This window comes from Tenacibaculum lutimaris, from assembly GCF_003610735.1.
GTDB classification, from domain to species: domain Bacteria; phylum Bacteroidota; class Bacteroidia; order Flavobacteriales; family Flavobacteriaceae; genus Polaribacter; species Polaribacter lutimaris.
The window spans coordinates 234,638-248,400 of record NZ_RAQM01000006.1; the positions used below are offsets into that span (position 1 = coordinate 234,638).

Here is a 13,763-nt window from a genome sequence, read left to right on the forward strand (position 1 = left end):
TGTTGTGCGTTCATTATTTTAAAAGGGCAAATCATTCGCTTCTTCAATTGGAATCTCAGGAATGTTATTTTCAGATAATTCATTAATTTCAAGAAAGTTAATTAAACTCTCAGGAAAGAACACATTATCAAATTCAGGAATTTCATTTAGTCTTTCCCAAATGCCTAAACTACTCTTGTTATCTGATTCATAACCTAAAACATTTTCTAATTTTGGAATATTAAAATGAATTTTATCAATATCTGCCGTTTTGATTAATTTCCAATTTGTTGTTACCATACCTTTTCTTGTGACTGACCTATCTTCTCCGTTCTCAGATAAATATAACTGAGAAGCCTTTAATTCTACTTCTGTATCAATAACTGCTAGTTCCTCGATAAAATCTAAATCAAAATCCCAGTCATTGATAACATAATAATCGATTCCAAAATGTTTACATAAGTCAATTAGTAATAAGGCGGTTGCTTTTCCGTGATGAACGACAATCGAAATGTTTTTAAAATTAAGATAAGTATTAGCAAACTTACTGTCATTTTTTATGTCATTAATCTTTTTTTCAATAGCATAATTATAAGCTAATAAATCGTTAGGACCTTCAACTAATAAAACCTTTCGACTAAACAATGTTTTATTTATATTAGGTTCTACAGATTTTATAAAACTATTGAAGTTCTCAATTGATATTATTTCTTCATTTTGAGAATCAAAATCTTCAATATTATTGTATTTCTTTACAGTTCTTTTTTCTTGTTCGTCAAAGTCTATTCTAATAATACTTTTTGTATCGAATATATCAATCATTTTATCAGAATGAGTAGTGTAAATGACTTGATGTCCTTTTTCTGCTAAACTGCATAAAACCATTTTATAAAAATATTCTTGATGATTTTCATGAAGAAAACTTTCTGGTTCTTCGAAAAGAAATAAGCATTTGTCATCGATATTACTTTCTGCTATTGCTTGAATTACAGCCATTACAAACATTGAGATATATCCATCCCCAAAATGGTCTATTGGGATTAAGTTGTTAATTTCTCCATTAAGCCCAATTTTGAAAACCATTTGAAGAAAGATATCTTCATAGTCTGGTAATCCAAATTCAACCTCGCAGTTATTGTTTCTTAAATTTTGCGCATAGTTCTCTTTTATTTTCGAAATAAAATTACTTAACTGCGAATCATTTAAAACTTCTTCAGTTGCTTCTTTAGTACTATTTTTAAAAGCTTCCTTTTTAGCTATCATTCCAGCATCATTGTCAACAATTGACTTTATATGCTTAGCTAAAAATGAAGTTAAGTTACCCCAACTTGTTTTTTTTGTTGAAATTTCTTCTTTTATGTTGTGGAAATTAATGTAAAAAATATTGTAATGTTTATTTGCTCCAAAAAACGATTTACTGATACTCGATTTTATTTCATTATCCTCAAGTGTTGTTTTTATTGTGTAATCGCCTGCTATTGTTTGAGGTCCATAATAATTATGCCCATAAGGTGTTGCTTCTATTCTTGTTTTAATTTCAAGTTGATTTGCTAAATTTAAATTATGTAAATCAGTTTTTTCAAAAGTTTTTGCACTAACAAAATTTTCTCCGATGCCGTACATAATTGCATTCATTAGATTTGTTTTCCCTGAATTATTATATCCGATTATTGAAATTGGTTTGTTATAATCATTTTCAGGAAAGTCAAACGTTTGTTCTTCTCCAAATGAGCGATAATTTTTTACTTTTATTTTTTTTAGTCTTATTTCGGACATAGGTTTTTTTCTAATGATGCACAACTCGTTATATACCAAACTTTAGTTCTTTTATCCCGAAAAAAACATGGAATATCATAAGGTTTAGCAATTTTTTACGCTATCAAATATATCAAATCCAATACTTTACTTAAAATAAAATTATTGTTATTTGTTAATTAATTATAAAAGCTAGTTGCTCTTACAATTCTTGCGAACATAAAAAAACTCCACCACACAATCTTACGGAATCCCATAACCTCAGCTATTTAAGTCATAAAAGTTGTTTTTTAGAGTAGTAACTGTTCTTTATATCATGGTTTTGGGTCGCTGATATCAAGATATACTAACCACTACAAGGGAAGTCACTGAGTAAGCACCAACCCTTAAAAAATAAAAAAGACGCTCCTAAAAAGAAGCGCCTCCTAAAAAAATTGTGTAATCTTTATTTTTTACAATGGGATATTTCCGTGTTTTCTGTTTGGTCGTTCTACCTTTTTACCTTCTAACATAGCAAAAGCTTTGATTAGTTTTCTACGGGTATCTTGCGGTAAAATAACCTCATCTACAAATCCGCGTTCTGCTGCTCGGTACGGATTCGCGAATTTATCAGCATACTCTGCTTCTTTTTCGGCAAGTTTTGCTTCGTGGTCGTCAGCTTCGGCAATTTCTTTTTTAAAGATAATTTCACTCGCTCCTTTGGCTCCCATTACCGCAATTTCTGCACTAGGCCATGCAAAGTTCATATCGGCACCAATATGTTTTGAGTTCATTACGTCATAGGCTCCACCATAAGCTTTACGGGTAATTACACTTACTCTTGGCACGGTAGCCTCACTCAACGCATACAATAATTTTGCTCCGTTGGTAATAATCGCATTCCACTCTTGGTCGGTTCCTGGTAAAAATCCTGGTACATCTACCAACACCAATAACGGAATATTAAAACAATCGCAAAAACGGGTAAAACGTGCTGCTTTTTTAGAACTGTTTACATCCAAACATCCTGCTAAACTCATCGGTTGATTGGCAACAATTCCTACGCTTCTTCCTCCTAAACGCGCAAATCCGACTACGATATTATCGGCATAATCTTTATGGATTTCAAAGAATGAATCTGAATCTGCAATACCATCAATCACCGCTCGCATATCGTACGGTTTATTGGAATTATCAGGAACAATATTGGCTAGTTCTTCTCGAACTTCATCACCTAATTCAAACGATAATTTTGCTGTAGTTTCTTGATTGTTTTGCGGCATATAACTCAACAAAGTTTTAATATCTTCCAAACATTGTACATCGTTTGCTGCCGTTAAATGCGTAACTCCCGATTTAGTTGCATGAGTACTAGCTCCTCCTAATTCTTCCGAAGTAACTTCTTCATTGGTTACTGTTTTTACCACGTTAGGTCCCGTAACAAACATATAACTTGAGTTTTCTACCATAATGGTAAAATCGGTCATGGCTGGTGAGTACACTGCACCTCCTGCACAAGGCCCCATAATCGCTGAGATTTGTGGAATGACTCCTGATGCTTGTACATTTCTGTAAAAAATATCGGCATATCCACCTAACGAACGTACTCCTTCTTGAATACGCGCTCCACCAGAATCGTTCAATCCGATTAATGGCGCACCTACTTTTACGGCTAAATCCATAATCTTACAGATTTTTTCGGCATGTGTTTCTGATAATGAACCTCCAAACACCGTAAAATCTTGTGCAAATACGTACACAAGACGTCCGTTTACAGTTCCGTATCCAGTTACCACTCCGTCACCATAAAACTTCTGATTTTCCATTCCAAAATCAGTCGTTCGGTGTGTTACCAAAATACCTACTTCTTCAAAAGAACCTTCATCTAAGAAATAATTAATACGCTCGCGGGCGGTTAATTTTCCTTTTTGATGATGGCGGTCGATACGTTTTTGTCCACCTCCTAATTTTGCTTCGGTTACTTTATGTTGTAATTCTTCTATTTTAGATTTCATCTATATTCTTTTTTTGGGCGTTCCCCAAGGGTCGGGCTTTCCGCTGTATCTTTTTTGTGAGTCATTGCGAAGCAAATAACTATTTGCTGTGGCAATCTCTTAAATTGATGAGATTACTTCGTTTCACTCGTAATGACGGATTTATTAACACAAAAAAGGATGCCGCTTTAATCCCTAACGCACATTATGTATTAACAAGTTTTTAAAATACGTTGCTCATTTAAATACTGCTGTAAGGCTACTTGTGCAGCAATCTTTGCTTCTTTTTCATATCCTGCTTCTAACAACTCAGGCGTATAATATTTCTTTACAAAATGAGTATCGAAATTCCCTGAGGTGAAAGCTTCGTGTTCGCATACGAACTTTCCAAACGGCAACGTAGTTTCTATTCCTTTTACTTTATAATTACTAATAGCTTGCTTCATTAGCTCGATGGCTTCTTCACGTGTATTTCCGTACGTAATCAATTTAGAAATCATCGGATCGTAATAAATAGGAATTTCCATTCCTTCTTCAAAACCATCATCTACACGAATATTTTCTCCTTTCGGATGTTGATACACTTCCAACACTCCAATACTCGGTGCAAAATTATCTAACGGATCTTCAGCGTACACTCTTAATTCTAGTGCGTGTCCGTTAATCTGTAAATCTTCTTGCGTGAATGATAGCTCCTCTCCTCTTGCTATTTTTATTTGCTGTTCTACTAAGTCTACTCCTGTAATAAGTTCGGTAACTGGATGCTCTACTTGTAAACGTGTATTCATTTCTAAGAAATAGAAGTTCTTGTTTTCATCTAATAAAAACTCTACGGTTCCTGCTCCTAAATAATCACAGGCTTTCGCAACTCTTACCGCTGCGGCTCCCATGGCTTCTCTAATTTCTGGAGTTAATACACTTGATGGTGCTTCTTCAACTACTTTTTGGTGGCGACGTTGTACCGAACATTCACGTTCAAATAAGTGTACTACATTTCCGTGAGCATCTGCCAATACTTGGATTTCAATATGGCGTGGCGACCCTACATATTTTTCTATAAACACCGAACCGTCTCCAAAAGCTGATTCTGCTTCTGAAATTGCACGCTGCATTTGTTCTTTAATATCTGCTTCTTTTTCAACAACACGCATTCCTTTTCCTCCTCCACCTGCAGAGGCTTTGATTAAAATCGGATACCCAATTTCATTCGCTACTTTCGAGGCATACTCCACATCGGTTACCGCTTCATCAATCCCTGGAACCATTGGAATGTCATAGGCTTTTACTGCATCTTTTGCAGCCAATTTACTTCCCATCACTTCAATAGCATGGGTTTTTGGCCCTATAAATACAATTCCTGATTTTGCTACGGCTTCTCCAAAGGGTGCATTTTCACTTAAAAATCCGTAACCCGGGTGAATTCCGTCTACATCTAACTCTTTCGCTACTTCAATAATTTTATCTCCTAATAAATATGATTGATTGGAAGGTGCAGGACCAATACATACTGCTTCGTCTGCAAAAGTTACGTGTGGTGAATTTCTGTCTGCTTCCGAATAAACAGCTACCGTTTTAATACCCATCTTTTTTGCCGTACGCATAACACGCAACGCAATTTCTCCTCTGTTTGCTATTAATATCTTTTTCATATTACTCCATTTCTATTAAAACCGTATTCTTTTCTACTTTATCTCCTGCTTGTATCGCTACCGATTTTACGACTCCGTCTCTTGGTGCTTGTAAGGTATTTTCCATTTTCATGGCTTCTAACACTAAAATCCCATCTCCTTCTTTCACTTCTTGACCAATTTCAACATCAACAGAAACAATTAACCCAGGCATTGGTGCCTTGATATCGTTTTCTTTTTTCTCTGCAGCTACTTCTAATCCTAACTCATCAATTAACATATCTAATTCATCAGCAATATTTACCTCGTAAGTATTTCCATTGATTTGAATGGTATATGTTTTTTTATTGAAATTTGTTTGAAGTATGGTAGCTTGATACGATTGGTTACCCTCAAGTACATGGTAGTTATTTTTTGATTTTTCTACTATATCTAGCGTCTCTATTTGCGCTTCAGTAAAGTCAAAATCATGCGTTTTATTAACGCTCGTTTTAAAAGATTTACTCATAAATATCTGATATTTTCACCACTAAAATATTAAATTTACAATGGAATGCATGAGTTAAATCTATAAATTGATTAGAATGTTTTTTTACTTACTTAATAACTCCTTATTCTTTTATAAACAAGCCTAGAAAAACCCGCTATTTATCGCGCTTAATTCATATTTCATATTTACCTTTGCACCGTTCTCATAAAGGGGTGCCTTTTTGAGTTATTAGTGTTTAGTGAATAGTTGTTAGTTAACTTAAAATTCAACATTTATAACTTATAATTAAAAGTAGGGCTGAGATCATACCCAACGAACCTGGAACAGGTAATGCTGTTTAGGGAGGCGATAATCGCCATTTGGAAAACAATTGTTACAAGAAATTTGTTTATAAACCAAAGAATATTTTGTTGTAAACTACTTGTAATGACAAATTTTAATTATTCAATGTTTAACTAAAGAATAATTACCTCTTTTTATTCGATTTTGTTTTTTATAAAATGAGACCGATGTCTTTTCAAAAGAAAGTGAAAGTAATCGCTTTTTTACTCGTAGTGTTTACAACATTAACAACGAGTGCACAAACATTTATTTTGTCTGGTAAAGTAGTTGATGGAAATCAAGAGCCTTTAATTGGTGCTACCGTTGCTGTTAGAAGTCAAACCAAAGGAACTTCAACCGATTTTAATGGTAAATTCAAATTAAACCTAACTAAAGGAACTCACATTATTGAGGTTTCTTATGTAGGATTTAAAAGTACCTCTCAAGAAGTTGAACTTACCAACAACCAACAAATTACGTTTCAATTAATTTCTAACGAAACAGTATTAGATGAAGTATTAGTTTCTGCTGTTCGTGTAAAAGCAGATGCGCCCGTAACACACTCTAATCTTAACAATCAAGAAATTGAAAAACGTAATTTAGGACAGGACATTCCTGTATTATTAAACTATTTACCTTCAGTAACATCTTCATCTGATGCTGGTGCAGGTATTGGATACACTTATATTCGTGTACGTGGTTCTGACGCTTCTCGTGTAAATGTTACCATTAACGGAATTCCGTATAACGATGCCGAGAGTCAGGGAACTTTTTGGGTTAATATGGGAGATTTTGCTTCTTCTACCCAAAGTTTACAATTACAGCGTGGTGTAGGAACTTCTACGAACGGTTCTGGAGCTTTTGGAGCTAGTTTAAACATCTTAACCGATGCTGTTTCAGAAGAAGCTACTGGAGAAATTTCGAATGCTTTTGGTTCGTATGGAACAAGAAAACACACCGTAAAGTTTACTACTGGAAAATTAAACGATCATTTTGAATTTTCTGGTCGTTTGTCTAACATTTATTCTGACGGATATGTTGACCGTGCTTTCACCGACCTAAAATCGTATTTCTTACAAGGTAGCTATACCGATGATAATACGTTGATTAAAGCTTTAGCTTTTGGGGGAAAACAACAAACTTATCAAGCTTGGTATGGGTTAAGCGCTGAGGAATTACAAGAAAACCGTCGTCAAAATCCGTATACCTACGAAAATGAAACCGATAATTATTGGCAAGATCACTACCAGTTACACTGGAATGAAAAATTATCTAAAAATTGGTCTACCAATATTGGTTTAAATTATACACCTGGTAAAGGATATTTTGAGCAGTTTAAAAAAGATAGAGACGCTGATGATTATAACAAAATAATTGTTGATGGAAGTGATGTTATTGTTCGCCGTTGGTTAGACAATGATTTTTACGTAGCTAATGCTAATGTAACTTATAAAACTAAAAAATTCGAGTTAATCTCTGGTGCTTCTTATAGTAATTATAAAGGAGATCATTTTGGTGAAGTTATTTGGGCTACACAATTTGCCGATGGGGCTAATATTAGAGATCGTTATTATTTTAGTGATGCTAAAAAGGATGATTTTAGTGTTTTCTCTAAAGCTACTTTTAATGTTTTTGACAACTTAAAAGCTTTTGTTGATGTGCAAGGTAGATTTATTGATTATACAACTGGCGGATTTACTTCTGACTTAAACCCTTTAAATATTGACACTTCGTTTAGTTTCTTTAATCCTAAGTTAGGATTTACATATACTATAAATAAAGAAAATAGCATTTATGCTTCGTATGCACGTGCGAACAGAGAACCGAACCGTGATGATTTTCAAAATGGTATCAACGTACAACATGAAACGTTAGATGATTTTGAATTGGGATGGCGTTTGTATAATAAAACGGTTCAATTAAACACCAACATCTACTACATGTCTTACGACAACCAATTAATTCAAACTGGTGGATTAAATGATGTAGGAGAATATTTAAGAGAAAATGTGAAAGACAGTTATCGTTTAGGAGTAGAAATTGATGCTAACTTTAACATTTCAGATAAGTTTAGCATTAACCAAAACCTTACCGTAAGTAGTAATAAAATCAAGAATTTCATGTTGGATCGTGATGGTGTTCAACGTAATATTGGGACTACGAATATTGCTTTTTCTCCAAATATTATTGCTGGAAATGCATTGGTTTATAAACCTACAAAAGGGCTACAATTAGCTTTACTTTCTAAATTTGTTGGTGAACAATATTTGAGTAACACTAATACAGAAGCCTCTAAACTAGATAGCTATTACGTTAGTGATTTTAATGTTAGTTATGAACTTGAAATGAACAAAATTTTTAAATCAATTGTGTTTACAGGATTGGTTAACAATCTTTTTGATAAAGAATATGTTGATAGAGGATACACCTATTTAAATACTTGGGATACTCCTGGAACTTCTTTTGAAGTACAAGGATACTATCCGCAAGCTACTAGAAACTTTTTAGTAGGCGCAACCTTAAAATTTTAAGTGGGAAAAGAGCTAAGAAAAAGTAAAACCGAGACAATTGTCTCGGTTTTTTTTATATCTTACAATTTATAAAAACAAATTGCTAAAGATTTAATTAGAATCTTATTCTTGAATTATTTAATCATTATTATTAAGCTAAACATATGAAAAAGGAAGTATTATTCATCTTTTTGTATATTTTTTCACTTCAAGTTACATCACAACAATTAACTTTTGAACTAGAAGAAAATCCTAGTACTATTAAATACAATGTGAATAAAGAAGATATTGAAATTCATTTAAATGAAAAGGGAATTATAAACTTTAAAATTTCAAAACCTCAATTTTTTGGTATTAGTACAGAGAATTATAGAGTTATTTATTTAGAGCCTTTGTTTGATCTTAGAATTAAAGGGAAATCATTAAATGATTCCATTAGTTTTGAAGGAATTGGAGCTATAGAAAACAACTATTTAATTAGTAAAAGAAAAATAATAGACTCCCTTAATAAAGAATTAGATTTTTTCACTTTAAAATCACTCTCTAAAGATGATTTTTATACAAGAATTTTAAAATTCCGAAATTTATTCTTCGAGAATCTGAATAATTTTAGTTTTGATTCTAAAATTTTTAAAACCTTAGAAACGAAATCAATAAATCTAGAAATTGCCCGTAGAGTATTATTTTATCAGGGTAGAAAAAAAGAGGTTTCAAAAGAAATTTTAGAAAAATTCCCTATTGAAATAACCAATCCCTTTTATAAAATCAATCTTAATGATACAGAAGCACTTGCTTTAGAAGATTTTAGATATGAAGACTTTCTGTCTAAATATTTCGATAGAAAAGTTAAAAAATATTACCATCAAGGTCTAGGTACCGATTACAACCAAGAAGTTCAATCATATGCCAGTAAAAACATTTCTGACGAACAAGTTCTAAATAGTTTTTTGTTTAGTTACTCTTGGCAATTGATTAAGTACCTTCCTAAAAAGGATGTTTACTTCGATACTTTTATAAATTTATCTAAAAATGAAAATCATAAAAAAATTATTTCGAAATTATATCTTTCATTTTCTGAAGTATCTAAAGGAAAACAGTCTCCCGATTTTATGCTCACTGATAACCAAGGGAACATTTTAAGTTTGAAAAATTTTAAAGGAAAAATAACATACATCGATATTTGGGCTACATGGTGTAAGCCATGTTTAGCAGATTACCCAAAGATGGAGGAATTACACAAAAAATATGGTGATCAAATTAATATAGTGAGTATTGGCTATTTAGATTCTAAAGATAGATGGAGTGAGTTTATCGAAGCTCATAAGCCAAAATGGACTCAATTATTTTTTCTTCCAAAAAGCCAAGAATTTTTCGATAAATATACTGTAACAGGAGTACCAAGATATATACTTCTTGATTCGGAAGGTAAAATTATTTCTGCTAGTGCACCTCCACCTTCTTCTATTGAAAAAACCTTAAAAGAAAGGTTATAAAACATAATTAATTACTGAGTGGATTTCCTAATAACAAAACACAAAAAATCCCGAGCAAATGCTCGGGATTTTTTTATTCTTTATTTTTTTCTTCCCATTCTAAAATTCCTCCTAAAACATTGTAGGCTTTATACCCTTTTTTGGCTAGGAGTTCCGTAGCTTTTTTACTTCTACCCCCTGAGCGACAGTAAATATATACAGGTTGTGTTTTGTCTAACTTTTCTAAAACCTTTCCTTCAAAATCATCTCCTGTAATATCTATTTTTATCGGATCTTTAATTACTCCCTCTGCCCATTCTTGCGGTGTTCTAACATCTAATAACTGTACGTTATCTTCATTTTCTAAAACTACTTGTAGGTTTTCTACCGTGATATCTTTTGCCTCATTGGTTTGTGGCTTACACGACAATACCAGTGTTAAAAATAAACCTACTAAAAATATACCTCTCTTCATTATTCTTATTTTAAAGTTGATGGACAAACAGCTGCTGTTCTTGGAATATCAGTTTCTTTAATAGCCTTATATCCTCCAGCAACATCAATTATATTATGGAATCCTCTTGCTTTTAAAATAGAAGCTGCAATTACTGAACGATACCCTCCTGCACAATGCACATAAAAATCTCCTTTTGTTGGAAACTCTTCAATATAATCGTTTAAGAAATCTAGTGGTGTACTTGGTGCATCTATAATATGCTCACTTGTATATTCACCTGGTTTACGAACATCAAAAACTGGAGCTCCTTTGGTAAGTTCTTCTGCTAGAACAGTTGCAGGAACCGAACGCAAAGTATCTACTTCTTTCCCTGCTGCTTTCCATGAATCAAAGCTTCCATCTAAATACCCTAACACATTATCAAAACCAACACGAGATAAACGTGTAATAGTTGTTTCTTCTTCTCCTTCAGGAGTAACTAATAAAATTGGTTGTGTAACATCTTTAATCAATGCTCCTACCCATGGGGCAAATGTTCCTCCTAAACCAATAAAGATTGATTGAGGAATAAATCCTTTAATAAATTCTGCTTGATTACGAACATCTAACACTAATGCATCTGTTTCGTTAGCTATTTTTTCAAAATCTTCTACAGATAAGGCTTTTGCTCCACTCTTGATAACTTCATCAATAGATTGGTACCCTTCCTTATTCATTTTTACATTTAAAGGGAAATATTCTGGTGGAGGTAATAAACCATCAGTCACCTCTTTTACAAATTCCTCCTTAGTCATATCTGCACGAAGTGCGTAATTGGTTTTCTTTTGATCACCAATTGTTCCAACTGTTTCTTTGCTTAAATTCTTACCACAAGCTGATCCTGCTCCGTGCGCTGGATATACAATTACTTCATCTTCCAACGTCATGATTTTTGTACGTAAACTATCGTACAATAACCCTGCTAACTCTTCTTGTGTTAAGTTTGCTGCTTTTTGCGCTAAATCAGGACGACCTACATCACCTAAGAATAAGGTATCACCACTAAAAATTGCGTGGTTTTTCCCGTCTTTATCTTTTAATAAATAAGAAGCACTCTCCATGGTATGTCCTGGTGTATGTAGTACGGTAAGAGTAATATCTCCTAATGTAAACACTTCTCCATCTATGGCTATATGAGCCTCATAATTTGTTTTTGCTGTTGGTCCGTATACAATTGTTGCCCCTGTTTTTTCAGCAAGCGTAACATGACCACTTACAAAATCTGCATGAAAATGCGTTTCGAAAATATATTTGATTTTAGCGCCATCTTTTTCAGCTCTGTTTATATAAGGATCTACTTCACGTAATGGATCAATAATTGCAACTTCTCCGTTACTTTCAATATAATAGGCTCCTTGTGCTAAACAACCTGTATAAATTTGCTCTATTTTCATAATATTATATAGTTATTTATACGCTTGATGTATGTATTGTGCGTATTTTTTTTGGTTTTGATTATCTCCTGTTTTATAAAAATTTACGGCTCCGTTGGCACGCATAAAAAAGTGATCTAAACTTACAACGTCTAATAAACCTCCTCTAAAAAAGGCATCTCTTACTGGCCCTTTCACTCCTGCAAAATAGAATTGAATATTATGCTTGTTAAAATAAATAATGCGTTCTTTTAACATATCAATACCTGTACTATCTACTCTGTTAATACTCTCTGCATCTAAAACAATCAACTTTAATGCCTTTCCTTTTTCTGCTGCCATTTCGTCTAATCTATCACGAAAATAGTTTGAATTGGCATAAAATAATTGCGCATCAAAACGGAACACTAAGATTTCTTCTTCTATGATAACTTCCTTAAATCTGTTTTTATTACGATAGAAATCTGAATTTGGCACTTTTCCTAACTCAGCCACATAAGGTCTTGACGTTCTAAAAATTAAAACAATTAACGATAAAACTACTCCTATTAAAATTCCGTACTCAATTCCAAAGAAAATCGTTGCTAAAAAAGTAGCTAGCAATAACCAGAAATCTAAATTATTCGCTTTCCATAACCTTCTTGCTTCTTGTACATTTATCAAGTTAAAAACTGCAACTATAATAATTGCTGATAAAATAGTTTTAGGCAAATGATAAAACACCGGTGTTAAGAAAAGTAAGGTGATTACTACTAATAATGCCGAAACAATTGCTGAAACTCCTGTAGTACCTCCTGATTCTGCATTGATAGCCGAACGAGAAAAACTTGATGCCGAAGGATATGATTGAAATAATGACCCAACCATATTACTTAAACCTAAAGCTACTAACTCCTGATTTGGTCTTACTCTATATTCGTCTTGTTTAGCCTCCAACGTTTTTCCGATAGAAATGGTTTCTAAATATCCTACCATAACTAAGGTTGCTGCTATAGGCATCAATTCACGTATTAATGCTACATCTATAACTGGTATTGAGAATTTAGGAAGTCCTGAAGGAATATCCTTTACAATAGCTACATCTGTAAGTTGATCTCCAAAAAGACGTATTGTTACAATTCCTAAAATCACAACAATTAATGCATTTGGAATCTTCCTATTAACTTTTCTAAAAATTATAATAATTATACAGGCAATTAAACCTATGATGGTAGTATTTGTTTTAAAGTATTGAAGTCGGAATACAATATCTTCTAACAATACATGTATTTGATCACTTTGTACAAAATCTACCCCGAATAAATTTCTAAATTGATTTAGTCCAATAATTAAAGCTACGGCAGATGTAAACCCTGTTATTACAGGTCTCGACAAGAAGTTAACTACAAACCCTAAGCGGAAAATTCCCATTAAAAATTGAATAGAACCTACCACCAACGCTAGCAATATTGCTATGCCTATATAACTCTCAGAACCTGTTAATGCTAAGGTAGAAACCCCTGTTGCTACGATTAATGAATCCATTGCCACAGGACCAATTGCTACTTGGCGTGATGTACCAAAAATAGCATACATTAATTGAGGCATTAATGCTGCATATAACCCATAAATAGGTGGTAAGCCAGCAATAAGTGCATACGCTATACCTTGTGGTATTAACACAATAGCAACGGTAATACCTGCAACTACATCTCCTCTTAATTGTGATCTTTTATAGTTAGGCAACCATTCTAGTATCGGTATGAGTTTTTTTAACAGTTTCATTT

Annotated in this window: 9 protein-coding genes; 2 read left to right on the top strand and 7 right to left on the bottom strand. The window is 33.1% G+C overall.

Annotation, left to right across the window (positions count from 1 at the left end; translation table 11 throughout):
* Positions 1–18: 18 nt before the first annotated feature.
* From C8N26_RS01135 to C8N26_RS01150, 4 genes are all read right to left on the bottom strand, one after another.
* Entirely contained in the window at positions 19–1,755 is a 1,737-nt protein-coding gene (locus C8N26_RS01135) for an ATP-dependent nuclease (RefSeq protein ID WP_120185680.1), read from the bottom strand.
* Between the two features lie 431 nt (positions 1,756–2,186).
* Positions 2,187–3,728 (bottom strand): acyl-CoA carboxylase subunit beta, encoded by a 1,542-nt coding sequence (locus tag C8N26_RS01140; RefSeq protein WP_120185681.1) that lies wholly within the window; start codon positions 3,726–3,728, stop codon positions 2,187–2,189.
* 191 nt (positions 3,729–3,919) lie between these two features.
* On the bottom strand, positions 3,920–5,356 hold the full coding sequence (gene accC, locus C8N26_RS01145; RefSeq protein ID WP_120185682.1) for an acetyl-CoA carboxylase biotin carboxylase subunit: 1,437 nt from the start codon (positions 5,354–5,356) through the stop codon (positions 3,920–3,922).
* A gap of 1 nt (position 5,357) precedes the next feature.
* Positions 5,358–5,843, bottom strand: coding sequence for an acetyl-CoA carboxylase biotin carboxyl carrier protein subunit (locus tag C8N26_RS01150; protein ID WP_028891340.1), 486 nt, complete (start codon positions 5,841–5,843; stop codon positions 5,358–5,360).
* A 491-nt stretch (positions 5,844–6,334) separates the two neighbouring features.
* Between C8N26_RS01150 and C8N26_RS01155 the strand changes: the two genes are divergently transcribed.
* On the top strand, positions 6,335–8,677 hold the full coding sequence (locus C8N26_RS01155; RefSeq protein ID WP_211327774.1) for a TonB-dependent receptor: 2,343 nt from the start codon (positions 6,335–6,337) through the stop codon (positions 8,675–8,677).
* Positions 8,678–8,820: 143 nt separating this feature from the next.
* A complete protein-coding gene (locus C8N26_RS01160; protein WP_120185683.1) occupies positions 8,821–10,149 on the top strand; it encodes a TlpA family protein disulfide reductase in 1,329 nt (442 codons plus the stop codon).
* A 73-nt stretch (positions 10,150–10,222) separates the two neighbouring features.
* Here C8N26_RS01160 and C8N26_RS01165 read toward each other — a convergent pair whose 3' ends face one another.
* From C8N26_RS01165 to C8N26_RS01175, 3 genes are read right to left on the bottom strand one after another with little or no spacing between them, the layout of a single operon-like run.
* Positions 10,223–10,603: a rhodanese-like domain-containing protein gene (locus C8N26_RS01165; RefSeq protein ID WP_120185684.1), complete on the bottom strand. Its 381-nt coding sequence runs from the start codon at positions 10,601–10,603 to the stop codon at positions 10,223–10,225.
* A gap of 5 nt (positions 10,604–10,608) precedes the next feature.
* Entirely contained in the window at positions 10,609–12,018 is a 1,410-nt protein-coding gene (locus tag C8N26_RS01170; protein ID WP_120185685.1) for an MBL fold metallo-hydrolase, read from the bottom strand.
* A gap of 12 nt (positions 12,019–12,030) precedes the next feature.
* Positions 12,031–13,761, bottom strand: a complete 1,731-nt coding sequence (locus C8N26_RS01175) for a SulP family inorganic anion transporter (protein WP_120185686.1) — start codon at positions 13,759–13,761, stop codon at positions 12,031–12,033.
* Positions 13,762–13,763: the final 2 nt, after the last annotated feature.